25 protein-coding genes and 1 tRNA gene are annotated in these 25,875 nt (G+C 69.7%); 17 read left to right on the plus strand and 9 right to left on the minus strand.

Going from position 1 to position 25,875, the window contains the following annotated elements; genetic code table 11:
- Positions 1-9: 9 nt before the first annotated feature.
- Positions 10-1,254, minus strand: coding sequence for an SGNH/GDSL hydrolase family protein (locus ITJ61_RS13790; protein WP_194686456.1), 1,245 nt, complete (start codon positions 1,252-1,254; stop codon positions 10-12).
- 156 nt (positions 1,255-1,410) lie between these two features.
- On the opposite strand from ITJ61_RS13790, the gene ITJ61_RS13795 reads away from it, so the two are divergent.
- Positions 1,411-2,391 carry a 1,4-dihydroxy-2-naphthoate polyprenyltransferase gene (locus ITJ61_RS13795; RefSeq protein ID WP_194686457.1) on the plus strand — a complete coding sequence of 327 codons (981 nt, stop codon included), beginning with the start codon at positions 1,411-1,413 and terminating at the stop codon, positions 2,389-2,391.
- Here ITJ61_RS13795 and ITJ61_RS13800 read toward each other — a convergent pair.
- The gene (locus tag ITJ61_RS13800; RefSeq protein WP_194686458.1) at positions 2,388-2,804 is read right to left on the minus strand and encodes a DUF4229 domain-containing protein; all 417 of its coding nucleotides are present in this window, start codon (positions 2,802-2,804) and stop codon (positions 2,388-2,390) included. The genes ITJ61_RS13795 and ITJ61_RS13800 overlap by 4 nt on opposite strands.
- 147 nt (positions 2,805-2,951) lie before the next feature.
- Here ITJ61_RS13800 and ITJ61_RS19900 point away from each other — a divergent pair, with 147 nt between their 5' ends.
- The 3 genes from ITJ61_RS19900 to ITJ61_RS13810 are packed head-to-tail and all read left to right on the plus strand — an operon-like array spanning position 2,952 to position 5,908.
- Positions 2,952-3,521 carry a PLDc N-terminal domain-containing protein gene (locus ITJ61_RS19900; protein WP_104243427.1) on the plus strand — a complete coding sequence of 190 codons (570 nt, stop codon included), beginning with the start codon at positions 2,952-2,954 and terminating at the stop codon, positions 3,519-3,521.
- Positions 3,514-5,364 carry a 2-succinyl-5-enolpyruvyl-6-hydroxy-3-cyclohexene-1-carboxylic-acid synthase gene (gene menD, locus ITJ61_RS13805; protein ID WP_323744366.1) on the plus strand — a complete coding sequence of 617 codons (1,851 nt, stop codon included), beginning with the start codon at positions 3,514-3,516 and terminating at the stop codon, positions 5,362-5,364. The genes ITJ61_RS19900 and menD overlap by 8 nt, the downstream gene beginning before the upstream one ends.
- 58 nt (positions 5,365-5,422) lie before the next feature.
- The gene (locus ITJ61_RS13810) at positions 5,423-5,908 is read left to right on the plus strand and encodes an acyl-CoA thioesterase (RefSeq protein WP_194686460.1); all 486 of its coding nucleotides are present in this window, start codon (positions 5,423-5,425) and stop codon (positions 5,906-5,908) included.
- Between the two features lie 39 nt (positions 5,909-5,947).
- On the opposite strand, the gene ITJ61_RS13815 is transcribed toward ITJ61_RS13810, so the two are convergent.
- The gene (locus ITJ61_RS13815; RefSeq protein WP_104243421.1) at positions 5,948-6,157 is read right to left on the minus strand and encodes an Rv0909 family putative TA system antitoxin; all 210 of its coding nucleotides are present in this window, start codon (positions 6,155-6,157) and stop codon (positions 5,948-5,950) included.
- Between the two features lie 95 nt (positions 6,158-6,252).
- Between ITJ61_RS13815 and ITJ61_RS13820 the strand changes: the two genes are divergently transcribed.
- Positions 6,253-7,104 carry a PPK2 family polyphosphate kinase gene (locus tag ITJ61_RS13820; protein ID WP_104243419.1) on the plus strand — a complete coding sequence of 284 codons (852 nt, stop codon included), beginning with the start codon at positions 6,253-6,255 and terminating at the stop codon, positions 7,102-7,104.
- 1 nt (position 7,105) lies between these two features.
- Here the strand turns inward: ITJ61_RS13820 and ITJ61_RS13825 are convergent, their stop codons facing one another.
- A complete protein-coding gene (locus ITJ61_RS13825; protein WP_228496676.1) occupies positions 7,106-7,639 on the minus strand; it encodes an ASCH domain-containing protein in 534 nt (177 codons plus the stop codon).
- Complete coding sequence (locus ITJ61_RS13830) at positions 7,636-8,937, minus strand: isochorismate synthase (RefSeq protein ID WP_323744367.1); 1,302 nt, start codon at positions 8,935-8,937, stop codon at positions 7,636-7,638. The genes ITJ61_RS13825 and ITJ61_RS13830 overlap by 4 nt, the downstream gene beginning before the upstream one ends.
- Before the next feature lie 75 nt (positions 8,938-9,012).
- On the opposite strand from ITJ61_RS13830, the gene ITJ61_RS13835 reads away from it, so the two are divergent.
- The 3 genes from ITJ61_RS13835 to ITJ61_RS13845 all read left to right on the plus strand — a co-directional run bounded on the left by ITJ61_RS13835 (position 9,013) and on the right by ITJ61_RS13845 (position 12,358).
- The gene (locus tag ITJ61_RS13835) at positions 9,013-9,741 is read left to right on the plus strand and encodes a class I SAM-dependent methyltransferase (RefSeq protein ID WP_104243417.1); all 729 of its coding nucleotides are present in this window, start codon (positions 9,013-9,015) and stop codon (positions 9,739-9,741) included.
- Positions 9,742-9,844: 103 nt separating this feature from the next.
- The gene (locus ITJ61_RS13840; protein WP_104243415.1) at positions 9,845-10,942 is read left to right on the plus strand and encodes a polyprenyl synthetase family protein; all 1,098 of its coding nucleotides are present in this window, start codon (positions 9,845-9,847) and stop codon (positions 10,940-10,942) included.
- Between the two features lie 51 nt (positions 10,943-10,993).
- Positions 10,994-12,358, plus strand: coding sequence for an FAD-dependent oxidoreductase (locus ITJ61_RS13845; protein ID WP_194686461.1), 1,365 nt, complete (start codon positions 10,994-10,996; stop codon positions 12,356-12,358).
- 261 nt (positions 12,359-12,619) lie between these two features.
- Here the strand turns inward: ITJ61_RS13845 and cls are convergent, their stop codons facing one another.
- Positions 12,620-14,134 carry a cardiolipin synthase gene (gene cls / locus ITJ61_RS13850; protein WP_194686762.1) on the minus strand — a complete coding sequence of 505 codons (1,515 nt, stop codon included), beginning with the start codon at positions 14,132-14,134 and terminating at the stop codon, positions 12,620-12,622.
- Positions 14,135-14,196: 62 nt separating this feature from the next.
- Positions 14,197-14,685: a YajQ family cyclic di-GMP-binding protein gene (locus tag ITJ61_RS13855; protein WP_104307651.1), complete on the minus strand. Its 489-nt coding sequence runs from the start codon at positions 14,683-14,685 to the stop codon at positions 14,197-14,199.
- Positions 14,686-14,809: 124 nt separating this feature from the next.
- On the opposite strand from ITJ61_RS13855, the gene ITJ61_RS13860 reads away from it, so the two are divergent.
- A tRNA-Tyr gene (locus tag ITJ61_RS13860) sits at positions 14,810-14,891 on the plus strand.
- A 147-nt stretch (positions 14,892-15,038) separates the two neighbouring features.
- Here ITJ61_RS13860 and ITJ61_RS13865 read toward each other — a convergent pair.
- Positions 15,039-15,770, minus strand: a complete 732-nt coding sequence (locus ITJ61_RS13865) for a GntR family transcriptional regulator (protein WP_194686462.1) — start codon at positions 15,768-15,770, stop codon at positions 15,039-15,041.
- A 177-nt stretch (positions 15,771-15,947) separates the two neighbouring features.
- Between ITJ61_RS13865 and ITJ61_RS13870 the strand changes: the two genes are divergently transcribed.
- The 6 genes from ITJ61_RS13870 to ITJ61_RS13895 are packed head-to-tail and all read left to right on the plus strand — an operon-like array spanning position 15,948 to position 23,139.
- Positions 15,948-16,865 (plus strand): ABC transporter permease, encoded by a 918-nt coding sequence (locus tag ITJ61_RS13870; RefSeq protein WP_146080117.1) that lies wholly within the window; start codon positions 15,948-15,950, stop codon positions 16,863-16,865.
- Positions 16,862-17,752 carry an ABC transporter permease gene (locus ITJ61_RS13875; protein WP_104244204.1) on the plus strand — a complete coding sequence of 297 codons (891 nt, stop codon included), beginning with the start codon at positions 16,862-16,864 and terminating at the stop codon, positions 17,750-17,752. The genes ITJ61_RS13870 and ITJ61_RS13875 overlap by 4 nt, the downstream gene beginning before the upstream one ends.
- Positions 17,749-19,377, plus strand: coding sequence for a dipeptide ABC transporter ATP-binding protein (locus ITJ61_RS13880; RefSeq protein WP_194686463.1), 1,629 nt, complete (start codon positions 17,749-17,751; stop codon positions 19,375-19,377). Before ITJ61_RS13875 ends, ITJ61_RS13880 begins: the two co-directional genes overlap by 4 nt.
- Positions 19,378-19,412: 35 nt before the next feature.
- Positions 19,413-20,951 (plus strand): ABC transporter substrate-binding protein, encoded by a 1,539-nt coding sequence (locus ITJ61_RS13885; protein ID WP_104300506.1) that lies wholly within the window; start codon positions 19,413-19,415, stop codon positions 20,949-20,951.
- A complete protein-coding gene (locus tag ITJ61_RS13890) occupies positions 20,948-22,162 on the plus strand; it encodes an amidohydrolase family protein (protein WP_228496677.1) in 1,215 nt (404 codons plus the stop codon). The genes ITJ61_RS13885 and ITJ61_RS13890 overlap by 4 nt, the downstream gene beginning before the upstream one ends.
- A complete protein-coding gene (locus ITJ61_RS13895; RefSeq protein ID WP_194686464.1) occupies positions 22,159-23,139 on the plus strand; it encodes an ornithine cyclodeaminase family protein in 981 nt (326 codons plus the stop codon). Before ITJ61_RS13890 ends, ITJ61_RS13895 begins: the two co-directional genes overlap by 4 nt.
- An 18-nt stretch (positions 23,140-23,157) precedes the next feature.
- Here the strand turns inward: ITJ61_RS13895 and ITJ61_RS13900 are convergent, their stop codons facing one another.
- The gene (locus ITJ61_RS13900; protein WP_194686465.1) at positions 23,158-24,147 is read right to left on the minus strand and encodes a Gfo/Idh/MocA family protein; all 990 of its coding nucleotides are present in this window, start codon (positions 24,145-24,147) and stop codon (positions 23,158-23,160) included.
- Between the two features lie 130 nt (positions 24,148-24,277).
- Between ITJ61_RS13900 and ITJ61_RS13905 the strand changes: the two genes are divergently transcribed.
- Positions 24,278-25,561, plus strand: a complete 1,284-nt coding sequence (locus ITJ61_RS13905; RefSeq protein ID WP_323744368.1) for an acyltransferase — start codon at positions 24,278-24,280, stop codon at positions 25,559-25,561.
- An 82-nt stretch (positions 25,562-25,643) separates the two neighbouring features.
- Positions 25,644-25,874 (plus strand): hypothetical protein, encoded by a 231-nt coding sequence (locus ITJ61_RS13910; RefSeq protein ID WP_104300512.1) that lies wholly within the window; start codon positions 25,644-25,646, stop codon positions 25,872-25,874.
- Position 25,875 lies beyond the last annotated feature (1 nt).

Raw genomic sequence — 25,875 nt, forward strand, 5'->3', positions numbered from 1 at the left:
CGGGCCGTGTCAGGCCTCGGGCTCGTGCTCCGGTGGGCGTCTGGCTGCGGCCGAGCGGCGGCGCAGGATGATCGTCGTGGCGATGCCGGCTCCGACGAGGACCAGCACACCGGCGACGACGAGTGGTGCTGCGGGTGTGGCCGTGGTCGCGGCTGTGGCCGTCGGCTGCTCGGTGGCGGTCGCTGTCGGCGTGGGCGTCGGCGTCGGCGTCTCGGGCGTGCCCGGCTCGAGGAGCGCCTGCAGCTCCGCCCCAACGGTCTCGGCGAGGTAGGCGACGCCCGCCTCGTTGGGGTGGAGCGCGCCGAGCTTGAGAGATGCGCCTGGCGTGGTCGACCCTCCCTCACCGGGTTCCAGCGTGATGCCGCTCATGTAGGGCTCCGTGGTCGAGCATGCGGAGTGCGCGGAAGTCGCCTTCAATGTGGAGATGAAGGTGGCACCGCTCGCCTCGGCCGCCGTCTGTATGGCCTCGTCGAGGTGGACTTCCGTCTCGTGCAGGTACGCGGTGTCGACGTCGGTGAACGGGAAGGAGTTCTCCGGGTAGCCCGCCGAGGTGAAGGCGGGGGAGAAGCATCCACCGACCGGAGTGTTCGTGGGGTCGGGTGTGATGGCGGGGTATCCGACGACGACGATGTCGGCGTTTGGAGCCTTCTCGGCGATGAGGGCGAACGTCGAGGCCAGCGCGGGGGCGATGAGCGAGTCGATGCGGTCCTTCAGGGCGTCGACCTCGACACCCCCTCCGTCGACGACGTACTGCGATCGGCAGTTGGGGACGGTCTGGTCGGCGACGAGGGGGCCGAGGGAGCTCGCGGCGACGCAGGAAGCGGCGATATCCGAGAACTTGAGGTCGTTGCCGCCGATCGACAGGGTGACGATCTCGGTCGTTGCGGAGAGGCTCGCCGACTGCACCGGTGCGCTCGCGCCGGACGCGGTGACCTGCTCGGCATCGCGGATGTCGGCGGTGACGGCGCCGCTGCACGTGCGGTCGTCGAGGGCCAGGCCGAGCGAGTCGGCGATGCGGTGCGGGTAGTTCGCGAGTGCCTGGAAGCAGCCAGGGGCGGGCTCCTCGCTGAACGGCACGAGCCCGAAGCCCGAGGAGTACGAGTCGCCCAGCGCAACGTACGCGCGCGCCTGGGTGCCTCCGTTCACCGCCGGATCGCCGAGGGGCGTCGCGAGGGCGCCGGGAGCGGCGAGCAGCACGATGCCTGCGGCCGCAGCGCTGATGGCGGCCGCGCGCACGCGTGATCGGGCAGTCATGGTTCTCCTGTCGAGCGGATGTCGATCGGGACGGGGGTGGTGGTCTCATAGTGCCACCGTGATGCTGACCGGGGAACGGGCTGAGGAGCTCGCTTCTGGGGTGCGCCAGCCGTCGTCGCAGGGATGCGGGTCTGCACCGCCCTCTAGAATCGCTCCGTGGCGCAGAAACAGAAGAACAGACAGCGGAAGCAGCAGCAGGCGAACCCCACGCAGCGGCCACGGCCGAAGGCGAGGGAGGTGCGCAAGCTGGATGCGCGCGCCTGGATCGCGGGTGCACGTCTGCGGACGCTCCCGTTGGCGATCGCCCCGGTGCTGCTCGGCACGGCCGGTGCCATCGTCGACGGCGAGCCCGGCCAGTACCACTGGGTCCGCGCCCTCGCCTGCCTTGCGGTTGCGCTGTGCCTGCAGATCGGCGTGAACTACGCCAACGACTACTCCGACGGCATCCGCGGCACCGACGCGTTCCGGGTCGGCCCCGCCAGGCTCACCGGCTCCGGCCTGGTCGAGCCGAAGCGCGTGAGGCTCGTCGCGTTCATCTTCTTCGGCCTCGGCGCCCTCGCCGGCCTCTTCCTGGTGGTGACCTCGGGGCACTGGTGGCTGCTCGCCGTCGGCGCCGCCGCGATCGTCGCCGCCTGGTACTACACGGGCGGCAAGCGTCCGTACGGCTACGCGGGCCTCGGCGAGGTGTTCGTGTTCGTCTTCTTCGGTCTCGTGGCGACCGCGGGCACGACGTTCGTGCAGATCGGGAGCGTCTCCACGAACGTGTGGATCATGGCGACGGCGATCGGCCTCTTCGCGTGCGCGGTGCTCATGGTCAACAACATCCGCGATATCGAGCAGGACCGTCTCGCGAGCAAGCGCACGCTTGCCGTGCTCGTCGGTCCGGTCGTGTCGCGGTGGCTGTTCGGCGTCTTCACGCTTGCACCGTTTGTCCTCGCGATCTTCTTCGCCATCGCGTACCGCAACGCGATCTTCACCTTCTTCGCCCTGCTGCTGGCGGCCCCGGCCGTACTCATCGCGTCGACGGCGCGCAAGCCGCGCGAGCTCATCCTCGCGCTGATGCTGACGAGCTTCGCGACGCTGGCCTACGCTCTGCTGCTCGGCCTCGGCATCGTCTTCAGCGGGTACGTGCGCTAGCTGACGCTCGGTCGGGTGCTCTCGGGAGCATCCGGCTCGTCGGCGTGAGCTGAGGCGTCCGCCTGCTCGGGTGCGGTGAGCTCGTCTGCGTCTGGAGCTGCGTCGACGTCTGGCTTGGCAGCGGCGGTCGAAGTGGGGCCCGCTTCGCCGTCGAGGGCCGCGTCCTCGAGCTTGTCGTCCACGGTGCGCGCGTCCTTGCGCTCGCTGAGTCGCTGCAGGTCGTCGCCCATCTTCTGGCGGGTGCCGCGCAGGAAGATCACCGAGATGCAGGCGCTGATGATGGCACCGACAAGAGCTCCCGCGAGCCAGCTCCACTGCCAGGCAGGCAGGGCCAGCATGACAACCGCGAACGGGATCGCGAACGCGAGCAGTCTGATGACGGAGTAGACGAGCCAGGCGCGCTTCGAGTTCATCCCGCAATTCTACGAGCGAGGCGGATGCGCGCCTCACCGACTCCCTGAACGCCCGGTGTCCGCCCAGTACTCGCGCCGAGCACGGTTCGCGGAGGGCGAAGGCATCACCAGCTCGGGCGGAGGCAAGTCGCGTATCCTCGGGGGACCATGTCTCGCCTCCTCATTACTGCCGCAGTCATCGTCGTCGCGGTGACGATCTTCGCCGTGGTCGATTGCGCGATGACGGACGCAAAGCGCACGCGCGCACTCCCGAAGCCCGTCTGGGTCGTCGTCGTGCTGCTGGTCCCCGTCGTCGGTCCGCTCCTCTGGCTCTTCTTCGGCAAGGTCCGCGGCAACGCGGCAGCCGCGAAGCCGGTGCAGACCACCCCGGACGATGACGAGACGTTCCTGCGCTCGATCGGCATCGAGTCCGACAGCGATGAGCGCATCCGCAAGCTCGAGGAGGAGCTGCAGGCTCTCGACGACGTCGACTTCCCGGCCGCGGCCCCCACTGGCCCGGTCTCGGAGGGTGGCGTCGCGACGGCCCTCGAAGACGCGAACGACGAGGCGTCCTCCGGCGAGAAGTCGGACAAGTCCACGAAGCCAGAGTCTGGCGGCAAGAAGTCCCGCAAGGGCCACGAGAAGCCGGCAGCCAACGACGACGAGCCTGGCGAGCACGAAGAGCCCATCGAGCATAAAGACGACTGGACTCAGGGCGACGGGTCGCCCCGTGCCTGAGCGGCACACCCACACCGAAGCCTCCAACTCCCAGCGCCCCACAGTGGGCGCTGAGTCGCGTGCGCCTGCACCCGGGGCGAGCCTGCCGCGCACCGGCAACCCGGCGGTCGACTTCAGCCTGGACTTCCTGGGCTCCCTCGTGCGCTTCGGCGTCACCGATCTGGTCGTCTGCCCCGGCTCGCGCTCGCAGGCCCTCGCCCTCGTGGCGGCCGAGCTCGAGCGAATCGGCGCCGTTCGCCTGCACGTGCGCATCGACGAGCGCTCGGCCGGCTTCTTCGCCCTCGGTCTGGCCGCTGAGACCGCCCGCACGGTGCCCGTCATCACCACCTCGGGGACCGCCGTCGCCAACCTGCTCCCCGCAATGCTCGAGGCGTTCCACGCCGGGGTCCCCCTGGTCGCGGTCACCGCCGACCGGCCGGAGGAGCTGCTCGGCATCGGGGCGAACCAGGCCACGACGCAGCCCGGGATCTTCGGGCCCAACATCGTGCACGAGGCGGTGGATGCGCCGACGGGTGCACCCGCGGAGTCGGCGGAGGCCGAGCGCCTCGCGCTGCGCGCCGCATCCACGACCGGACCGCTGCAGCTGAACCTCGCCTTCCGCGACCCGCTGAGCGTCGCCGTCCCATCGCTCGAAGCCTGGGCCGAGGGCGTCGACCCGGGCGAAACTCCCGGCGGCGACCGCGTCGCCGAGGTCAGCCAGGCCAGCGATGCGGATGACGTCCTCGACGTCGACGCGGCCGAGTGGCAGCGCACGCTGGTCATCGCCGGGGCTGGCGCCGGCCCGGTGGCCGAGGAGGTCGCCCACGCCGGCGGCTGGCCGCTCATCGCCGAGGCGTCGAGCGGCTCGCGCTACGGCCGCAACCTCGTGCTCGCGTACCGACAGCTCCTCGGCGTGAGCTCCCCTCGGCCGGATCTCCGGGATGCTGTCACGCGGGTCCTCGTGTTCGGGCATCCGACGCTCAGCCGCGAGATTCCCCAGCTCATCGCCCGCGAGGGAGTGCACGCCGTCGTCGTCGGCTCGACGGGCGGCGAGCCATACAACCCCGGCCGTGCCGTCGCTGCGCACGTCGAGGCCGTGCGCGTGCATCCCGTCTCCGCTGGCGACGCCGAGTCCCGGGCCGAGTCGCGCTCCTGGCTGCGCGAGTGGGTGCTCGCGAGTCGGGAGATCGTCACGGCCTCAGCGGAGCAGCCGCCAGCGCCAGACATCGAGGCGTCGAGATCGAGCGACAAGGCCGTGCGGAGCCGATTCGCCAGGCAGGAACTCGCCGTCGCGCGCATGAAGGTCGACAGGCGGATGCTGGTCGAGGCCGTCTGGAGCGCCACCTGGCCCCACGACCGGCTTGTGCTCGGCGCATCCACCCTCATCAGGGTGCTTGATGCCCACGTGCCGGGCAAGCCCGTGCGAGTGCACTCGAATCGGGGACTCGCCGGCATCGACGGCACCGTCGCGACGACGCTCGGCGTCGCCGTTGGCAGCCAGCTCGCCGGCCCCGTCTCAGCACAGGGTGGCGTGACACGTGCGCTCATCGGCGATCTCACCTTCATCCACGACGCCTCTTCGCTGCTCGTCGGACAGGGTGGCGAGTGGTCGCCCCGCGTGCAGCTCATCGTCGGCAACGACGGCGGGGGCACGATCTTCGACGATCTCGAGGTGGCTCGAACGGCCGCCTCCGCCGCGCACGCACGGGTGCTGTACACGCCGACCGCGGTCGACCTCGAGTCGCTCGCGAGGGCCTACGGCTGGAGTTACCTGCGCGTCGAGACACGTGCCGAGCTGGAGCGCGCGCTCGTCTCTCGGGAGCACGAGCGCGTCCTCATCGAGGTGCCTCTGCAGCGAGGCTGAGTGAAATGTCAGGACATATGCTAGCCGTGCACTGTCCGGCCTGAGCAGCGGAGGACCGATGGCCCCTACATCCCCCAACCCCGAGACGCGCGCCGCCGCCGAGGGAGACATGAACTTCCACACCCGCAAGTGGGTGCGACCGGAGGACCTGAACGCGAACGGCACCCTCTTCGGCGGGAGCCTGCTGCGGTGGATCGACGAAGAGGCCGCGATCTACGCGATCATCCAGCTCGGCAACTACCGCTGCGTCACCAAGTACATCTCGGAGATCAACTTCGAGGCGTCCGCGCAGCAGGGCGACCTCATCGAGATGGGGCTCGTGGCGACGCAATTCGGTCGCACGTCGATGACGATGCGCGCCGTCGTGCGCAACATGATCACACGGCGCACGATCCTCTCGATCGAGAAGATCGTGTTCGTGAGCCTCGGCGATGACGGGCACCCCGTGCCGCACGGGTACTCGAGCATCACGTACGCGCGCGACCGGATGCCGACCACGCATCCGCAGACCGGCACGATCGCCGTTCCCCGCGTCGGGGAGTAGCGCCGCCGCTCCGAGAGGCGGCGGCGCTGCGGCATCGGGCTACTGGTTGCCGACCTGCTTGTCCGCCGCGTCGCGTGCACCCTTGATCTGATCGGTGAACTTGTCGCCGGTCGCCTTCTGGGCGGCGTTCGCGACGCCGTCGAGGATCTTGTCGCTGATGTCCTCGGCCTTCTCGCTCTTGAGCGCCTCGGTGACTCGCGGGTCCTTGAGGAACTCCTGCGCCTTGCCGGTGATGTTCTCGATGCCCATGTGCTTCTCCTCTGCTGGGCGCCGCTTCCGCTCCGTCGCGAAAGCTGTTCGCGCGAGCAGAGCATAGCGTCGGCGGGTGGCGTTAGCCTGTCCTCATGCCTCACTTCACCACCGAAGACGCTGCAGTGCTGCGCGTCGATGAGAACTTCGATCTGGGTGCGCTCGACCCCCGCTCGACCCCTGGATTCACCGGCAAGAAAGTCGACGCCGCAACCCTGTTCACCGAGCACGACGACGAGATCGCGGAGCTGCAGGAGCGCATGTTCGCGAACTCGCGAGCGGGTCTCGAGGCGCCTTCCGTGCTGCTGCTCCTGCAAGGCATGGACACGTCCGGCAAGGGCGGAATCGTGCGTCACGTCATCGGTGGCGTCGACCCGCAGGGGGTGCAGATCGCCTCCTTCAAGGCGCCCACCGCCGAGGAACGCGAGCAGGACTTCCTCGTGCGCGTCCGCAAGCAGCTGCCCGCCGCTGGCAAGATCGGCGTCTTCGACCGCTCCCACTACGAGGACGTGCTCATCCAACGCGTCCGCTCCTTCGCGCCGCCGGAGGAGATCGAGCGCCGCTACGGTGCCATCGTCGACTTCGAGAACGAGCTCGCCGCATCCGGAACGAAGCTCATCAAGGTCATGCTGCACATCTCGAAACAAGAGCAGGGCGCGCGCCTCGCGGAACGGCTCGAGCGCCCTGACAAGCACTGGAAGTTCAACCCGGGAGACATCGACGAGCGCCTGCTCTGGGACCAGTACCAGGAGGCCTACGAGATCGCGCTGCAGCGCACATCGACGGAGACCTCGCCCTGGTACTGCGTGCCCGCCGATCGCAAGTGGTTCTCCCGCCTCGTGGTGAAGGGCCTGCTGCTCGATGCGCTGCGCGGCTTCGACCTGCAGTGGCCCGCCGCCGATTTCGACGTCGAGGCCGAGAAGCGGCGTCTCGCCGAGAGCGCGTAGCTCAGTCTGCGAGCTCGGGCGGCCAGACGACGCCGAACCGCTCGAAGACGACCTCGTGCTGCGGCGTGAACTCGCGACCGACCGCGGCCCGGGTGCGTTCCCAGTAGCGCTGGTGCTCCCGGCGCCAGCTCTCGAGGCTCCGGTCGTCTTCACCCTCGTCGTAGGCGAAGGCCTCGTCGACGCTGTCGAAGGGGCCGACGCGCAGCTCCGTGCTGCGGATGACGACGACGGGCCTGCCTCGGCCATCGCACGCGATCCAGTGCGATCCGATGCGGGGCAGCAGCTCGCCCTCCTCGGCGAACTCCTCGACGAGCGCGGCGGTAGCGCGCTTCGGTCCGTGCGTCACCAGCGCAAGCAGCTCATCGGCGAGCTCGACGCTGTCGCCGAAGTTCTCGACCGAGTACTCGGGCGCGGCGGCGGCGGCACCGGGGTTGGCGGCGCGGTAGGCGGCCCACATCGCGGCGGCCGCGGCGCGGTCGAGTTCAGGGAGCTCCGTGCGGCCGAGGGCCGCGTTGCTGTTGGGTGCCTCTGTCATCGCGAGTCCTCTTCGTCCGGCCCGCCGATGCTGTCGCCGCGGAGCGCTTCCACGATGGGGCGGAACTTCAGCTGCGTCTCCCGGTACTCGTCCGAGGCATCCGAGGACGCCACGATGCCGCCGCCCGCGTACGCCGTGATCGACCCGTTCGCGTCGATCTCGGCACCGCGCAGGGCGACGGCCCACTCGCCGTCCCCGCCAGCGCCCACCCAGCCCACTGGGCCGGCATAGCGCTGTCGGTCGAACGGCTCGAGGGCGAGGATCGCGTCAAGGGCCGTGGGTGTCGGGGTGCCGCCGACGGCCGCCGTCGGGTGGAGCGCATCCACGAGATCGAGCACCGTCACTCCCGCAGGCAGCGTGCCGCGGATATCGCTCGCGAGATGCCACAGGTTCGGGAGCTTGAGAGTGAAGGGGACGCGGCTGCTCGTCAGGCCCGTGCCCGGGTCGTCGTGCGTGTCGAGGGTCGCGAGCGAGGTGAGCGCGCTCTCGACAGCGAAGCGGTGCTCTGCCAGGTTCTTCTCGCTGTGCCGCAGCCTCGCCTCGGCCCGCGCGTCTGCTTCCTCGTCGCTGCCGCGGGGTGCCGTGCCGGCGAGCACCCGCGCCGAGACCTGCCGCTCGAGCACACGCACGAGCGTCTCCGGGCTCGTGCCCGTGAGCCCGTCGACGGCGTAGGTCCAGCACTCCGGATACGCGGAGGCGAGCCTCGCGAGCAGGCGGCGGCGGTCGGCGCCCTCCGGGAGGGAGCCGCGCTGCTCGCGCGCCAGCACGACCTTCGAGAGGTGACCGGTGTGGATGAGGTCGAGGGCTCGGTCGATGGCGCGCCGGTGCTCGTCGCCGGACATCAGGCCGTCCGTGAGCATCGCCGCGGCGTCGATGTCGCCGAGAGGTGCAGCGTCGGGGAGGCGCGGCTCCGGAGTCGAGCCGTCGGCGGTGATCGCCGTCACGAAGCACCGCGCACCTCGACGCCCCACGACGAGCTCGGGAACTTCGAGGACGCTGCGCGCCCCCGACTCGGCGGCGAACGCGAACGCGCCGAACGCGATGAGGCCAGAGCCCGTCACCTGGGCGACATCGTCGATCTCGGCCGCCCCGACGACGTCCCGCCAGGCGGCGGCGGAGTCCGGGATTCGCGTCGCACCTGTGAACTCGCCGCGCCACGCGCTCCCCGTCGCGACGACTCCATCGCCCTGACGAAGCCACACGAGGGGGGAGGTCGACGACGCGAAACGGAGGAGATCGCCCGGATCGGGGACCTCGATCGTCCGTGCGCGCAGGCGGGGGAGGATCACAGCTGGCACGACGGCAAGACTATCCCCAGCAATCCACTGGAACACGGCCAGGGCGAGACGTGCGCCGCAACGTAGGATGATCTGGTGACAAAAGCCGACCTGAACAAGCGACCCGAGCAAGTGTCGTCGATGTTCGACCGTGTTTCCAAGAAATACGACGAGACGAACGACATCTTGAGCATGGGCAACGCAGCGCGTTGGCGCGTGCAGACGCGGCACGCCATCGCCCCGCAGCCCGGCGAGAAGATCCTCGACGTCGCAGCGGGGACGGGCACGGTCAGCAAGGTCCTCGCCGACGCGGGCGCCAAGGTCACCGCCCTCGACTTCTCCGCGGGCATGATCGAGGAGGGCAAGCGCATCCACGGCGCGAACCCGAACATCGACTTCGTGCAGGGCGACGCCACCAAGCTTCCCTTCGACGACAACACCTTCGACGCGTCGACGGTGAGCTTCGGCCTGCGCAACGTGCAGCAGCCGAAGGTCGCGCTCCAGGAGATGCTGCGCGTCACGAAGCCGGGCGGGCGCCTCGTCATCGCCGAGTTCTCCACGCCGCCGCAGGCCCTCATCCGCACGGGATACCGCGCGTACATGCAGATCGCGATGCCGACCATCGTGAAGCTCGTGAGCAGCGACCCCGAGGCGTACACCTACCTGAACGAGTCGATCATCGCCTGGCCCGCACAGCGTGAGCTGGCGTCCTGGCTGCGCGAGGCGGGCTTCGAGCGGGTCAAGTACCGCAACCTCACTGCCGGTGTGGTCGCCCTGCACAAGGGATTCGTCCCGCTCGCCGACTCCGGCAGCGTCCCGAGCTAGGGAGCAGCAAGCCAGCAGGCACCGGCAGGGCGCCGGCCTGAACCCCCAACCAAGTCCGCCCGAGGGCACCCCCTCGAGCGGAGAACCTGAACCACCAGGAGACATGAGCGTGGAGCTCCCCAAGACCGAACAGCGCCGGAAGGCGCGAAGCACTGTGGTGCCGGGCGGAACCGACGACCTCTTCGACGGTCCGAACTCCGACGTGCTGCGCGAGCGCCTCGACGCCGGATTGGCCGCGGTCGAGACCCGCCTCCGCGACGAAGTCCAGTACGCCGACGAGATCGCCGACGTCACCGCCCGATACCTCCTCAACGCCGGCGGCAAGCGCCTGCGTCCCATGCTCACCGTGCTCGCCTCGCAGTTCGGCGACACCCCCGGTTCGGACGAGGTCATCACCGCGGCTGCCGCGGTCGAGCTCACCCACCTCGCCTCGCTGTACCACGACGACGTCATGGACGAGGCGGAGCTGCGTCGAGGCGTCGCCGCCGCGCACCTGCAGTGGGGCAACTCCATCGCGATCCTCGCCGGTGACCTGCTGTTCGCCCGCTCGAGCCTCCTCTTCTCGGAGCTCGGCCTGCGCGCCGTTCGCCTGCAGGCGACGATCTTCGAGCGGCTCGTGCTCGGCCAGATGCGCGAGACGACAGGGCCGGCCGCGGATGTGGACCGTATCGACCACTACGTCGGGGTCCTCGCGGACAAGACCGGCTCCCTCATCTCCGCTGCAGCCCAGTTCGGCGCGATCGTGTCCGGCGCACCGGAATCCGTCGTCTCGGCGCTCGCCGAGTACGGTGAGCGCGTCGGCGTCGCCTTCCAGCTCGCCGACGACGTCATCGACCTGCAGCAGAACCCGGACGCGACGGGGAAGCTGGCCGGCACGGATCTGCGAGCCGGCGTCGAGACGCTGCCCGTGCTGCTGCTCGAGCGCCAGGCCGCGACCGACGAGGCGAGCCGCGACCTGCTGGAACGCATCCGGTCCAGGGTCGCCGGCGTCAACGAGCAGCCCGAGGAGACTCGCGCGAGCGAGGAGGAGATCTCGGGCATCATCCGCGAGCTCCGCGAGCACCGCGTGACGCAGCTGACGGTCGACGAGGCCCAGAACTGGGTAACGCTCGCCGTCGAGGCGCTGCGGCCAGTCAAGGCCGGCCCCGCGAAGAACGCCCTCGAGCGCTTCGCCGCGGAGGTCGTCAGCCGCGACCGCTGACCGAGCTGTTCGCGAGACAGCTCACCCCCTGACCCCTTCTCTGGAGGACATGTGACCACGCTCCGCCTTGCCATCGTCGGCGCAGGACCAGCCGGGATCTACGCGGCAGACATCCTGCAGAAGATGGAACGGCAGTTCGATCTCTCGATCGACCTGTTCGACAAGCTGCCGGCGCCGTACGGGCTCGTCCGGTACGGCGTGGCCCCTGACCACCCCCGCATCAAGGGCATCATCAACGCCCTCCGCGAGGTGCTCGAGTCGGGTGTCATGCGGGTCTTCGGTGGGGTCGAGTTCGGCAAGGACATCACGCTCGACGACCTCAAGCAGCACTACCACGCGGTGATCTTCTCGACCGGGGCCATCCGCGACGCCTCCCTTGACATTCCCGGCATCGACGCCCACGGCAGCTTCGGGGCAGCCGACTTCGTGAACTGGTACGACGGGCACCCCGACGTGCCGCGCACCTGGCCGCTCGAGGCGCGGGAGGTCGCCGTGATCGGGAACGGCAACGTCGCGCTCGACGTGGCCCGCATGCTCGCGAAGCACCCCAAGGACCTCCTGTCCACCGAGGTGCCGCAGAACGTCGTCGACGGGCTGGAGGCGAGCCCCGTGACCGATGTGCACGTGTTCGGGCGTCGAGGACCTGCGCAGGTGAAGTTCACGCCCCTGGAGCTGCGCGAGCTCGGGGAGATCCCTGACGTCGACATCATCGTCGACGAGGACGACTTCGATCGCGACCCAGCCGCGGCCGAGCTCGCGAAGACCAACAAGCAGCTCATGGTCATCGGCCGGATCATGGGCAAGTGGCGGGGCGAGCGCGAGCTCACCGCATCGCGGCGCCTGCACCTTCACTTCTACTCGAAGCCGGATGCGGTGCTCACCGAGGATGGGCCAGATGGCGAGCGTGTGCGCGCGATCCGCATCGAGCGCACGGAGCCCGACGCCGAGGGTGGCGTGCGGGGCACTGGGGAGTTCATCGAGCACCCGGTGCAGGCCGTCTACCGGGCCATCGGGTACTTCGGCTCGCCGCTTCCCGGGGTTCCCTTCGACGAGCACCACGGCGTCATCCCGAACCATGAGGGGCAGGTGTGGGACGACGACAACCAGCAGGTCAACGGCATGTACGCGACCGGGTGGATCAAGCGCGGCCCCATCGGCCTCATCGGGCACACCAAGTCGGATGCGCTCGAGACCGTCACGCACCTCGTCGCCGACCAGGGCAACTGGTGGACTCCGGCCGACCCGAGCGAAGCCTCCGTCGTCGAGCTCCTCGAGTCACGTGATGTGCGGTTCACTGACCTCGAGGGTTGGCGTCGTCTGGATGCACACGAGCTCGCGCTCGGCGAGGCGGCTGGTCGCGAGCGGATCAAGGTCGTGGACCGCGAGGAGATGACGCGCATTTCCCGCGGCGAATAGGGGTTCCACCCCCACCTGAGGAGGAGGGGAGTTCTCCCCATCGCGGAATGACGGTTCACCTCGTACGCTCGGAGTACACGCAGAGAGCGGAAGAAATTCCCGGGCGAGAATGGTCCGGGGCACAGACTTCAGCCGGCGGTTGAGCCGCGTCGCATCGGTCGTTCTGACCGCGGCGCGAAACTGGGGGAGCTCGCCGTCGGCTGAAGGTACTTTCGATCGTCCGGGTGGCCTCGATCGAGAAACGCGACTTCGAGCGGGTTCCTATTGGATGACGCTCGTCAGGCGGGCGACGTTGTCGAGCGCGCGCGTCAGGATCGGTCGCTGCCGCCACTCCTCGAGGGTCAGCTCGTAGCTGCGCTGCCGGTACCCGTTCTCGACCTCGCGCATCCGGTTCACGAACTCCTCGCCGTGCACCATGAGCATGAGCTCGGCGTTGAGGGTGAAGGAGCGCATGTCCATGTTGCTGGAGCCGATGAGCGTGACGGAGTCGTCGAAGGTGATGTGCTTCGAGTGGAGGATGTACGGGCGCCGGTACAGCATGATCTTCACTCCGGCCCTCAGGAGCGCCTCGTAGTAGGAGCGCTGCGCGTGGAAGACGAAGAACTGGTCGGCGATCTCGCCGACGAAGAGCTCGACGCTCAACCCTCGCTGCACGGCCGTCGTGATGGCGTACATGAGCGAGTCGTCCGGCACGAAGTAGGGGCTGACGATGACGATGCGCTCTCGGGCCGCGTAGAGCAGCTGGTTGAAGAGGCGGAGGTTGTTCTCGTTCTCATAACCTGGTCCGCTCGGCACGAGCTGGCAGGGGAAGACGTCTTCCTGGTCGCCCGCTTCGATCTCTGCTTCCGCTTCGTCGGGCTCGGGGGTGACGGGGTCGTTCTCGAAGACGTCGGTCAGCAGCTCCTCCGTCTCGGCGTACCAGTCGGAGATGAAGACGGCGTTGACTCCCGTCACCATGGGGCCCTCCATGCGGAGCATGAGGTCTTTCCATCTGAGGGCGTCGGTGCCGGGCTTGGGGCCACGGTGGTAGTCGCGGGAGATGAGGTTCTGCGAGCCGAGGTACGCGGTGCGTCCGTCGACGACGAGGAGCTTGCGGTGGTTGCGCAGGTCGACGCGCTGCATGCCGCCCTCCCACGGGTACAGCGAGAGCATGCGGTGCCAGTCGGCGCCGATCTCGGTGAGGCGCTGCTTCATCTTCTTGTAGCCCCGGTACCGCATGGAGCCGATGTGGTCGAAGAGCACCCGCACCTTCACGCCGCGTTGCACGGCGCGTTCGAGGGCATCGAAGAACGGGGCCGTGGCGTCGTCGTGGCTCATGGCGTAGAAGAGCACGTTGACGTAGCTCTCCGCCTGGTCGATCTCCCGAGCCATGCGCCTGATGGAGCGGTTGTAGCTGCCGTGGAGCTCGAGGCGGTTGCCGTCGGCGAGGGGGACCGCGGTGAGGTGCTCACCGAGCTTCGTGACCTGCTCGAACCAGGAGGGGTGCGTGATGGCGCGCTCCGCCGGGGCGATCTGGTCGGTGGCATCGCGGATGATGCCGTCGACCTGCGCCTGCATTCGCCGCCGCCTCGTCGGCAGCTGGTTGGTGCCGAACAGGAAGAACAGGATCACCCCGGCGTAGGGGATGAGGACGATCGTGATGATCCAGGCGAGCGCCGTCGTGGGCCGTCGGTTGCGGGGGATGACCACCACTGCCGTGACGATGATGAGCACGTAGATGGTGGCGACGAGCCCGAACCAGAACCCGGTCAGACCGAGTTCCGGGTACCACGGCATCAGCGCCCCGACGGCCATGCTCGGGTCGTAGCCGGCGCGGCCGCCTGCGACCCCGGGTGGCACTAGCGGCGGTTGACGAACTGGAGGTCGACCTCGACGTCGGCGGCCTTGAGCAGTGCCATGGTGGCCTGCAGGTCGTCGCGGCTCTTCGAGGAGACGCGGAGCTCGTCGCCCTGGATCTGCGCCTTGACGCCCTTGGGGCCCTCGTCGCGGATGAGCTTGGTGAGCTTCTTCGCGCTCGGCTGGTCGATGCCCTCCTTGAGGGAGGCCTCGATGCGGTACTCCTTGCCGGAGGCGTAGGGCTCACCGACATCGAGCGTCTTCAGCGAGAAGCCGCGCTTGATGAACTTGGTCTGCAGGACATCGAGCACCGCCTTCACGCGCTCTTCACTGGAGGCCTTGAGGAGGAGCTTCTCGCCAGACCAATCGACCGAGGCGCCGACGCCCTTGAAGTCGTAGCGCGTCTCGAGCTCCTTCTGCGCTTGGTTGACGGCGTTGTCCGCCTCCATCTTGTCGACCTTGTTAACGACGTCAAACGAGGAATCTGCCATGCCGTCCATGGTAGCGAGGCCCGCCGACAATCTCGCGAGCGTGGCGGTTCGTCGGGTCGTTTCGACAAACCGGGTGGAAGTCGGTAGTCTCTAGCCTGCACGTTTGCGCTTCGCGCTGTGCACTGGCGAGTTACCCAAGCGGCCAAAGGGATCTGACTGTAAATCAGACTGCTCAGCATTCGGGGGTTCGAATCCCTCACTCGCCACGAACACCATGACGCGAGACATCTTCGAGATGTCTCGCGTCATTTGCGTCTCCGGGATCATCCCCATCCCCATCCCCATCCCCATCCCCGCCCCCGCCGCCGAGGGCTGACTTGTGGTCGCTTCCGGGCGGTGTTGACGACCACTACTCAGCTTTCGGCGGCGGGGGCAGGGGCGGGGGCGGCGGGGGTAGCGCGTCGACGGCGCACCTTCGTCGCCGGGGCCTCGCTCGGCAGCCGCGCCTCGAGGAGCGGCATGGACTCGATGCGGCCGCGTTCGACATGAGCGGCCGTCAGCAGCTCTGCCACGTCGGCTTGGCCCGCCACGATCGCGTCGACGATCTCGCGGTGCTCGACCCACATCGCCGCGGTGTCGCGCTGCGGCGTGAGGCGGAAGAGCCAGCGCACGCGTCCGCTCATCAGCTTCGTGACCCGGCGCAGGAGCGCGTGGTCGGCGAGCGCGATGATCTCCTCGTGCAGATCGGAGTTGCGCGTCGAAGGCGGTGCGTCCGACTGGGCGTCGGAGATCGACCCGCCGTGTGCCGACTGCAGGGCCGCCAGCATCGGGCCCACGTCGGCGCCGGCCTGCGCCCGCCTGGCGGCGAAGGCGGAGGCCATCGGCTCGAGCTGTCGGCGCAGGTCGAACACCTCCATCGCGTCGGTGACGGTGAGGATGTGCACGACGGCGCCGCGACGCGGCTGCGAGGTGATGAACCCCTCGGACTCGAGGATCGGCAGCGCCTCCCGCACGGGGATGCGCGATACCTCGAGTCGCTCCGCGATCTCGCGCTCGTTGAGCTTCGACCCCATCGCGAGCTCGCCCGTGATGATCTGCTCGCGGAGGGCGTGCGCGATGCGTGCTGGGGTCGGCTCGAGGCTCATGGGGACCATTCTGGCACGGTCGCGATGTCACTTTTGGAATGCCAATGCCCCCTTAAGGCGGCCCTGGCAGCGCTGAATTGCCGTTTTGGTATGCAAACGTGACGCCAGGGTAAGAACTGTGTGACGAGCGTGTTACTTCGTGCCGAAGCGCGCAGGTGGTCGCATAGCGTCGCCGACGTGCTCCCGTTTATCGCCCGCCGACTGGCCCTCGCCGTCGCCACCGTGCTCGCCGTGGTGACCATCGCTTTCGCGCTCGGCCGCGCCACCGGTGAGCCCGGTGCGCTGCTCCTGCCCGACAACGCGACGCAGGCCGAGGTCGATGCGCTCAACACCGCGCTCGGCTTCGACCGCCCCCTCATCGTGCAATACCTCGACACCCTCGCCGGTCTTGTCACCGGCGACTTCGGCAGCTCGTACCGGCTGCACGAGTCAGCGCTCGGACTTGTCCTCGAGCGGGTCCCCGCGACGCTCGAGCTGGCCTTCTGGGCCTTCGTCATCGGACTCGTGCTCGCCGTCGCCGCAGCGCTTGCCATCCAGCTCACCGGCAGCCGGACCCTGCGCGCCGTGGTGGGGTGGGCCGGCGCCGTGCGCCAGTCGGTGCCGGACTTCTTCTTCGCGCTGCTCCTGGTGCTCGTCTTCTCGGTGCTGCTCGGCGCGCTGCCCTCGCTCGGGCGGAACAGCTACGCCAGCCTCGTGCTGCCCGTGCTCACGCTCGCCACTGGCCAGTTCGTCATGTACCTGCGCCTGCTCGACTCGTCCCTCAGCGAGCAGGCCGGTCAGGACTACGTGCGCACCGCCATCGCGCAGGGACAGCGGCGCTCCACGGTGCTATTCACCCGCATGCTGCCGAACGCGGCGCTGCCCGTGCTCGGCATGGCGGGTCTCAACCTCGGTGGACTGCTCGGCGGCACCGTGGTGGTCGAGGTCGTGTTCGCCTGGCCGGGACTCGGCCAGCTCCTCACCACGGCAGTGAGCCAGCGTGACTTCCCGATCGTCCAAGCCGGCCTCGTCTTCGTCGCGCTTGCCTTTGTCATCGTCAACACCGCGGTGGACGTGCTCGTCCGCCGAATCGACACGAGGACGGCCGCAGCATGACCGCTCAGATCACCCCCGTCACCCCCGTCAGCCCGGTCGCACCCGTGCCGCGTCGCCTGCGCCTGCGCCCAGGCGCCGTCGTCGGCGCGATCATGATCGGCGCCGTGCTGCTCCTCACGGCCATCGTGCCGATGCTGCCCGGCTTCGACCCGATGGGGCAGGACCTGCGCGCCGCGATGCTGCCCCCGTTCACCGATCCGGCGCATCCGCTCGGCACCGACGCTCTCGGCCGAGACCTCCTCGACCGCATTGCGCTCGCCTCGGCGGTCACGCTCGGCATGACCGTGCTCATCGTGGTGATGAACGCCCTCATCGGCAGCACCGTCGGCATCCTCGCCGGCTACTTCGGCGGGCGACTCGAAGCGCTCGTGACGCTGCTCAGCAACGTGACGCTGGCCATGCCCGTCGTCCTGCTGCTCATCGCCATCTGCGCCGTCCTGCGTCCGAGCGCTGGGCTCACGATCCTGGTGCTCGGCTGCACCTGGTGGGTCGGCTACGCACGGGTCACGCGCAACGTCGCTGCCTCGCTGCGACGCCAGGACTTCGTCGTCTCGCCACTGACCCAGGGCGGCGACACCATCTGGGTGCTCACCCGCCACATCGTGCCCAACATCTGGCCGCACACGCTCATCATCGCCGCCACCGACCTCGCCACGATCGTGCTCATCACCTCCTCGCTCGAGTACCTCGGTCTCGGCGTGCAGCCCCCGGTGCCGAGCTGGGGCGGCATGATCTTCGACGGCCAGCGCCACCTCGGCAGCGACCCCTGGCTGTCGCTCCTCCCAGGAATCGTCATGCTCCTCGCCGTCGGCGGAGTGCAGTTCCTGAGCCAGCAGTTCACAGCAGAGACCCGCGGCTCGCTGCTGCGGAAGGGAGGCATGCGATGAATCCGGTACTGCGCATCGAGGACCTGCGTATCGAGACGACAGGCGAGGCGCCACGCAGGCTCGTCGACGGCGTCACGCTCCAGGTCGACCGCGGCGAATCGCTCGGAGTGGTCGGGGAGTCCGGTTCGGGCAAGAGCCTGACCGTGCTCGCCGCGCTCGGCCTGCTGCCCGCTGGCACCCGCATCGCCGCCGGCCGCATCCTGCTCGACGAAACGGTGCTCGTCGACACGGAGGCCGACATCTGGATGCGCGAGCGCGAGCTGCGCGGTCTGCGCGGACGCACCGCCGCGATGGTGTTCCAGGACCCGATGTCCTCGCTCGACCCGCTCCGCGCGGTCGGCGCGCAGGTCGCCGCCGCGGTGCGGGTGCACCAGCCCATGAGCCGACGCGCGGCGCGCGAGCGCGCCGTTGAGCTGCTGACCGCGGTCGGCGTGCGGGATGCTGCCGAGCGTGCCGCCGCCCGACCCCACCAGTGGTCCGGCGGCATGCGCCAGCGAGCCATGATCGCGATGGCGATCGCCCACGACCCGCTCCTGCTCATCGCCGACGAGCCCACCACCGCCCTCGACGTGACGGTGCAGGCGCAGGTCATGGACCTGCTCGCCGAAGTGCGCGAGCGCACCGGTTCGGCGCTCGTGCTCATCACCCACGACCTCGGCCTGGTCGCCGAGAACAGCGACCGGCTCGCCGTCATGCACCACGGCCGGGTCGTGGAGACCGGCGTGACACGCGCCGTGCTCGACAACCCCGCCGAGGACTACACCAAGCGCCTCATGGCGGCCATCCCCGCCGAGAGCGAGCGCTCCGCGAGCGCCGTGCGCCCCGGAGAGCCGGACGCGCTGGTCGCCGACGGCGTCGTGGTCGAGTACCGAGTACACGGCCGCCGGCAGCCGGTGCGGGCTGTGGACGGCGTCTCGCTGCGGATCGCGGCAGGTGAGACGGTCGCCGTCGTCGGGGAATCGGGATGCGGCAAGTCGTCGCTGGCCAAGGCCGTGCTCGGCGTGCAACCCGCCGCCGCAGGCAGCATCGAGCTCGGCGGGGTCGCAGTGCACAACGAGCTCGCGGCGCGCAGCGCGGCGGAGCGGGAACGCGCGCAGATCGTCTTCCAGGACCCGTACTCGGCGCTCGACCCGCGACTGACCGTGCACGACCTCGTGGCCGAGCCCCTGCGCATCCGGCACGCCTACGACCGAGGGACCGTGACCCGCCTGCTCGCCGATGTCGGCCTCGACGAGCAGCACGGCGCCCGCCTCCCTGCTCAGCTCTCCGGGGGTCAGCGCCAGCGTGTGGGCATCGCGCGCGCCCTGGCGCTTCGCCCACGGCTGCTCGTGCTCGACGAGCCCGTCTCGGCCCTCGACGTGTCGATCCAGGCGCAGGTGCTCGAGCTGCTCGACGCACTCCAGCGCGAGCACGGGCTCGGCTACCTCTTCATCTCACACGACCTCGGCGTCGTGCGCAGCATCGCCGACCGCGTCGTCGTGATGCAGGAGGGGCGAATCGTCGAGGAGGCCCCGACTGCTGAGATCTTCACCTCCCCGAAGCACCCGTTCACCCGACAGCTCCTCGACGCCGTGCCCCGCCTCGACGGGGCGCGCCGCGGAGCGCATCCGCTTCCCGTCTCCTGACCCACCGACCCCCCCCCACCGAACTGAGGAACTCCATGCCCAAGCACGCCCTCCGACGTCGCCTCCTCGCGACCGGTGCATTCGCCGCCACCGGCACCCTCCTGCTCACCAGCTGCGCAGGTGGCTTCGAACCCACCAGCGCCGAAGGCGAGACGCCCACCAAGATCGTCGCCGCCATCCCCACCGACCCGAGCTCCATGGACCCGATCCGCTCGGGAGCTCTCGTCGTGCTGTCGGTGTTCTTCCACACCTTCGACCAGCTCGTCGCGATCACCGCCGAGGGCGAGCTCGCACCGAAGCTCGCCACCGAGTGGACCTCCAACGACGACCTCACGCAGTGGGACTTCACGCTGCGCGAGGGTGTCACCGCCAGCAACGGCGAGGCCATCACCGCCGAAGACGTCGCCTTCTCGTACCAGACGATCCTCGACGACCCGACCGGCGAGAACTTCGCCTACCTCAGCTCCGTCGCGTCGGTCGAGGCTGTCGACGAGCTCACCGTGCGCTTCACCCTCAACTCGCCGTTCTCGGCGTTCCCGCGCAACACCTCGCTCATCTCGATCGTGCCCGCCGACACCTACCAGGAGGCGGGCGCCGACGCCTTCGCCCAGGACCCCATCGGATCCGGCCCCTACGTCTTCGACAGCATCCAGACCGGTGTCTCCTACGACCTCGCTCGCAACGACGACTACTGGGGCGAGGCCCCCGCCATCGAGCAGATCTCGCTGCAGCCCGTCTCCTCCGACGAGTCGCGCGTCAACGGGGTGCTCTCCGGCAGCCTCGATGTCGCGCCGATCGGACCCACGCAGGTCTCCTCGGTCGACGGGCAGGGCTCCGCGCAAGTGTTCTCCGCCCTGTCGAACGGCGTCGTCTTCCTCGGCGTCAACTCCACCAGCGGAGTGCTCACCGACGTGCGCATCCGCGAGGCCATCGCCCTGGCCATCGACAAGGAAGCCATCACCGGCGGGCTGCTCGGCGGCCTCGCCGAACCCGCCAGCGCCATGCTCGCGCCGGCCGTCGAAGGCTACAGTGACGACGTGACTGACCCCGGCTACAACCAGGAGCGGGCTCGCGAGCTCCTCGCGGAAGCCGGCTACGCGGGTGAGTCGATTCCCTTCGACTACGCGACCGACGGACGCATCCCCCTCTCCTCGGAGGTCGCGCAGACCATCCAGGCGTCGCTCGCCGAGGTCGGCATCACCGTCGAGCTCCGCGGCGCAGACCAGCAGGCCCACACGCTGAAGGTCCGCAGCAAGGAGATGCAGGGCATCTACCTCAACACCTGGGCGCCCTCGACGGTCGACGGCGACCTCCCGCTGACCGACTTCTACGAGACCGCAGGCAACAACAACTACGCGCAGGACCCGCGCACCGCCGAGCTCGCGGCCGAACAGCGGGCCGTCACCGGCGAGGAACGCCTCGACGTCTTCGCCGAGCTCCTCAACTACAGCAACGAACAAGGATACTTCGTGCCGCTCTACGTGCCCATGAACAACTACGCAGCAGACCCCGACCTCGACTGGACGCCCCGCGCGGACGGCCTGTTCGACTTCACCCAGACGAGCTTCCGTTGAGCGCCGCGCTGATCCGCGACGCCCGCCCCTGGGGTGGTAAGCCGGCCGACGTCCGGCTGCAGGACGGCAGGATCGCCGCCATCCTGCCGCCCGGCACAGCACCGGAGCCGGGCGAGACGGTGATCGAGGGTCGCGGCCGCATCCTGCTGCCCTCCTTCGCCGACGTGCACGTGCACCTGGACTCCACGCGCATCGGCCTGCCGTTCCGCCCGCACACCGGCAGCCCCGGCGTCTGGGGAATGATGCTCAACGACCGCGTCAACTGGCGCGAGGCCGAGGCATCCATGGAAGAGCGGACGAGCGGAACGCTGGCGCGCATGATCGCCCACGGCACGACGAGCGCCCGCAGCTACGCGCAGGTCGACGTGGATGCGGGACTCGAGCGGCTCGAGGCGGTGCTCGCCGCCAAGCAGCAGCACCGCGACCGCGCCACCGTGGAGGTGATCGCCTTCCCCCAGGCCGGTCTGCTCCGTGAGGAAGGCTCCTTCGAGCTCCTCGAGGAGGCCATGCGCTCAGGGGCCGACGTGGTCGGCGGCATCGACCCGTGCCAGCTCGACCGCGACCCCGCCAAGCACCTCGACCTGGTCTTCGGACTCGCCGAGCGCTACGACGCCCCCATCGACATCCACCTGCACGAGCCCGATCAGCTGGCTCGCTTCTCCGCCGAGCTCATCGTGGAGCGCACCCGCGCGCTCGGCATGGCCGGACGAGTGACCATCTCCCACGGCTACGGCCTCGGCGAGCTGCCGCGCGAGCAGCTCGTCCCCCTCGTCGAGCAGTTCGCCGAGCTCGACATCTCCTGGGCGACCATCGCACCGGCCAAGCCCCTGCCGACGCTCCTGCTGGCGGAGCACGGCATCCGTCTCGGCCTCGGCCAGGACGGTCAGCGGGACTACTGGTCGCCGTACGGCAACGCCGACATGCTCGATCGCACCTGGCAGCTGGCCTTCACGAACGGCTTCCGTCGCGACGACGACATCGAGCACTGCATCGCCATCGCCACCATCGGCGGCCGCTCCGTGCTCGGCACCGCGCCAGCGCTGCAGGGCGCGCTCGACCGGCCGGGCGTGGCCGTCGGCGACCCCGCCGACCTGCAGCTCATCGAGGGGGAGACCGTGACCAGCGCGATCATGGACCGCCTCCCCGATCGCACCGTGCTCTTCGGCGGCGTGGTCGTGGCAGACGCGCTCGAACTCGTGGGCACCGCGTGATCGTGCTCACCGCCTCGCAGCTGGAGCCGCTGGTCGACCGACCGGCCACCGAGCGTGCCGTGGCGAAGATCTTCTCCGAGATCGCGCGAGGCAGCGCCGACCAGCCGCCGCCTACCTCCATGAAGACGGAGGCTGGCACCGGCCGCTACGTGCTCATGTCGGCACTCTCGGAGGCCACCGGCACCGCCGCGGTCAAGCTGCTCGCCGACGTCCCCGACAACGCGGCGCGGGGGCTGCCGACGCAGCGTTCCATGATCACCGTGCTCGACCGCGAGTTGGGAGCCCCGGTCGCCTTGCTGCACGGCGGGGTGCCGACCCGGGTGCGCACGGCAGCCGCGAGTGCCGTCGCCACGCGGGCCCTGGCCCGCGACGACAGCCGCGTCCTCGGCCTTGTCGGCGCCGGCGGGCTCGCGCGGGAGCACGTCGAAGCGCTGCGAGGCGTGCGCGACTGGGATCGCCTCGTCATCTGGTCGCGCACCAGAACGCGGGCGGTCGCGCTCGCGGAGTCGCTCGACTGGTCGGGGGCCATCGAGGTCGTCGACTCGTGCGAGCGCGTCTTCGGGGTGGCGGACACGGTGTGCACGCTCACCCCATCGGTCAGCCCGATCGTGCGAGGCGAGTGGCTGCGCCCCGGACAGCATCTCAACGTCGTCGGCGCCAGGCCGCGAGCCGACGAGCGCGAGGTGGATGCGCTGACCATGTCGCGATCGTCCGTGTGGGTCGACGACCTGGCGACGGCGCGCACGAAATCGGGCGATCTGATGCTTGCGGTCGCGGAGGGTGCGCTCAGCCTCGACGACCTCGTCGGAACCCTCGGCGAGGTGCTGGCTGGGCTGCGGCCCGGGCGGACGAGCGCCGACGAGATCACGTTGTTCGACTCCGTCGGCATCGGCGCTCAGGACCTCGCCATCGCGGACCTCCTCGTGCGTGAGGCCCGCGTGCGGGGTGTCGGGATCGAGCTCGATCTCAACGGCTGAGGATCGGCCAGGGCTCGGCTATCTGGCCCCGGCCATCACGGTCGCGTGCCAGGCATCCAGGAGGCGCGCGACCGTGCGGGTCTGCTCCCACGGCATGGCGCGCGACTCGAGCCGCCCGCCCCTGAGGGCGCGGGAGACCGCGTCAGCCTCGGCCGCGAACGGGTGGACCTGCGCCACCTCGATCGTGTCCCGCTGCCCGTCGTGGAAGTGGTCGAGGGTTTTCGGCGAGTGGTTCCGGTCGCCGAACGCGTTCTCGAGCGTGATCCAGCCCCCATCCCCGACGATGTCGGCCCGCTTGGACAGCTGGGTGCCGATGGAGCAGTCGACGTAGGCGGTGAAGCCCACCGCCGCCAGCCGTGCGGAGGCGTCCACGTCGACGCCCCTCTCGACTCGTCCGTGCGCGGCCTCGAGGGTTAGGCCCTCGAGCGCGACGCCAGCTGCAGCGGCCGCCGCGACCGCGAAGGAGACGGGGTAGCCGCCGACGTCGAAGATCGCCCCGCCTGCAAGCGCCGGGTCGAACAGCCGGCCGTCACTGCCGCCCGCTGCGAAGCCGAACTCTGCGCGCACCTGCATCGGGGCGGCGACCTGCCGCCGTTTCAGATGCTGGTCGATCGCGCGAGCGAGCGGACTGAAGCGGTGCTTGTACGCCTCGACGACGGGCAGGCCCGCGCGCTCGGCGGCGGCGAGGACACGCTCGGTCTCGGCGGCGCTCGGCGCGAGCGGCTTCTCGCAGAGCACGGCCTTGCCCGCCTCGAGCGCCGCGATCGCGAGCTCGGCGTGGGTCGTGTGCACCGTGGCGACGTACACGGCATCGACATCGTCGCGCGCCAGGATGTCCGCGTAGCTGCCGGAGACCTCCGCGTCGTAGCGCGCCGCGAAGGCCGCCGCGCGATCCGGGTCGCGGCTCGCGACCGCCCGCAGCTCGCCGTGCTCGGAGCTGGGCAGCCACGTCGCGAACGACTCCGCGATCGCACCCGGTCCGAGGATCGCCCACCTGGTCTTCTGCATGACGCGAAACTACCGGAGCAGGCTCGCACTCATCCACAGCCCGACCGCGAGCGTCGTGTTTGGCGGTAGGTTCTGGATGCAGCGGTGCAGGGGCAGGCGCCCCGATGGGAGTCAGGGAAGGGGCGGCGACGTGGCCGAGCCGAGACAGCAGGTGGTCGCCGTCGACCTCGCCAAGCGCGACCTGACGCTCGACCTCGCGCGCGTGTTCTGCGTGCTGCTCGTGGTCCTCATCCACCTCCTCATGGTCGGCCTCGGTGCGGATGCGAGCGGGCAGCTGGTCGCGTCCCGTCCGCTCGAAGCCCAGCCCTGGTTCGCGCTCGCCACCTGGGCCGGGCAGATCATGCCGCTGTTCTTCGTCGTCGGAGGCTTCGCGTCGATCACGGCCTGGCGCAGTGCCGTGCGTCGCGGCTCGACGCCGGCGGACTACGTGCGCTCGCGGGTGCTCAGGCTGGCTCAGCCGGCGCTGCCCCTGTACGCCTTCTTCCTCGTCGGCATCGGTGCGGCCACGCTCGCCGGACTCGACCCGGCGCTCGTCGACCTGGCCGCATCCGGTGCCGGCACACCCCTGTGGTTCCTCGCCGCGTACACGCTGTGCCAGGCAGTCGTGCCGTGGATGGCTGGCTGGCACGCCCGCGCCCCGCGGAGCACCCTGGGCGTCCTGCTCGCCAGCGTGATCGCGGTCGACGCGGCCCGCTTCGCGACTGGCGTTGCCGAGGTGGGCCTCCTCAACCTGTTCTTCGTGTGGGTGCTCGTGCAGCAGCTGGGATTCTGGTTCGCCGACGGGTGGCTCGACCGGCGGCACCCGCTCACGCTCCTGGCCATCGCCGTCCTGGCGTACGCGTCGCTCGCACCGCTCACGACGCTCGGCCCCTACTCGCCGGACATGCTCTTCAACCTCAACCCGGCGACGCTCCCGCTCGTGGTGCTCGCCGTCGCACAGGCGTGCATCCTGCGTCTCCTGAGGCCGGCGCTGGCGAGGCTCATGGAGACGTCGGGAGCGCGCGCGGTCGTGTTCCTCGTCGGGTCTCGGCTCATGACGATCTACCTCTGGCACCTGCCCGTGATCCTTCTCGTCTCAGGTCTCGCGCTCCTCATCCCGGGCGCGGCACCCGAGCCTGGCTCCACGGCGTGGTGGTGGAGCCGCATCCCGTACTTCCTCGTCGTGCTCATCTCGGTCTACGGGCTGTCGTTCATCGTGGGGCGGTGGGAGATGCCGCGGGAGGTGGGGCGCACTCCGCCGGGGTTGGTGGTCGCACTGGCCGTGGCCTGCGCCTTCACGCCGTCGTTCCTCGTGCTGCAGTTCCTCATGGACCTGCCCCTCGCCGCGACCGGCACGGTGCTGCTGAGCGCCGCCATCCTCCTGCTCGGGCGCTGGCCGTCACGCGCGCCTGTGCAACGGCCGAGGGGAACCTGACGGTTCGCCGCCACCGCTCGTGGGCAGGGCGATCGACCCGCCAGACTTGGCGCACAGCTCTCGACGAGGACCGGAGGCGACCGTGACCGCACCGAAGCAAGGCGAAGACCCCGTCAGCAGCTACCGTCCCCGCCTCGTGCCGTGGGCCCTCGGCATCGCGATCGGTGTTGCGATCGGCGCCGTGATCTCCGTCATCCTCTCGATGAGCGCCGGGTTCACGATCGCGTTCCTCTTCATGGGCGTCGCGATCGGCGTCGGCTTCGCGATCGCCCTGCAAGCCGCGTTCGACGACCTGGCGCGCAAGAAGAAGTAGG

The sequence above is a fragment of the Pseudoclavibacter sp. VKM Ac-2888 genome, assembly GCF_015351285.1.
Classification (GTDB): Bacteria; Actinomycetota; Actinomycetes; order Actinomycetales; family Microbacteriaceae; genus Pseudoclavibacter.

Coding starts and splice junctions, on each gene's coding strand:
- ITJ61_RS13815 (WP_104243421.1), bottom strand. CDS start 6,157: ATGGGCATCGAGAACATCACCGGCAAGGCGCAGGAGTTCCTCAAGGAC.
- ITJ61_RS13880 (WP_194686463.1), top strand. CDS start 17,749: ATGAATCCGGTACTGCGCATCGAGGACCTGCGTATCGAGACGACAGGC.
- ITJ61_RS19900 (WP_104243427.1), top strand. CDS start 2,952: ATGTCTCGCCTCCTCATTACTGCCGCAGTCATCGTCGTCGCGGTGACG.
- ITJ61_RS13900 (WP_194686465.1), bottom strand. CDS start 24,147: ATGCAGAAGACCAGGTGGGCGATCCTCGGACCGGGTGCGATCGCGGAG.
- cls (WP_194686762.1), bottom strand. CDS start 14,134: ATGCCGTGGTACCCGGAACTCGGTCTGACCGGGTTCTGGTTCGGGCTC.
- ITJ61_RS13865 (WP_194686462.1), bottom strand. CDS start 15,770: ATGAGCCTCGAGCCGACCCCAGCACGCATCGCGCACGCCCTCCGCGAG.
- ITJ61_RS13800 (WP_194686458.1), bottom strand. CDS start 2,804: ATGAACTCGAAGCGCGCCTGGCTCGTCTACTCCGTCATCAGACTGCTC.
- ITJ61_RS13810 (WP_194686460.1), top strand. CDS start 5,423: ATGGCCCCTACATCCCCCAACCCCGAGACGCGCGCCGCCGCCGAGGGA.
- ITJ61_RS13820 (WP_104243419.1), top strand. CDS start 6,253: ATGCCTCACTTCACCACCGAAGACGCTGCAGTGCTGCGCGTCGATGAG.
- ITJ61_RS13885 (WP_104300506.1), top strand. CDS start 19,413: ATGCCCAAGCACGCCCTCCGACGTCGCCTCCTCGCGACCGGTGCATTC.
- ITJ61_RS13875 (WP_104244204.1), top strand. CDS start 16,862: ATGACCGCTCAGATCACCCCCGTCACCCCCGTCAGCCCGGTCGCACCC.
- ITJ61_RS13855 (WP_104307651.1), bottom strand. CDS start 14,685: ATGGCAGATTCCTCGTTTGACGTCGTTAACAAGGTCGACAAGATGGAG.
- ITJ61_RS13825 (WP_228496676.1), bottom strand. CDS start 7,639: ATGACAGAGGCACCCAACAGCAACGCGGCCCTCGGCCGCACGGAGCTC.
- ITJ61_RS13840 (WP_104243415.1), top strand. CDS start 9,845: ATGAGCGTGGAGCTCCCCAAGACCGAACAGCGCCGGAAGGCGCGAAGC.
- ITJ61_RS13790 (WP_194686456.1), bottom strand. CDS start 1,254: ATGACTGCCCGATCACGCGTGCGCGCGGCCGCCATCAGCGCTGCGGCC.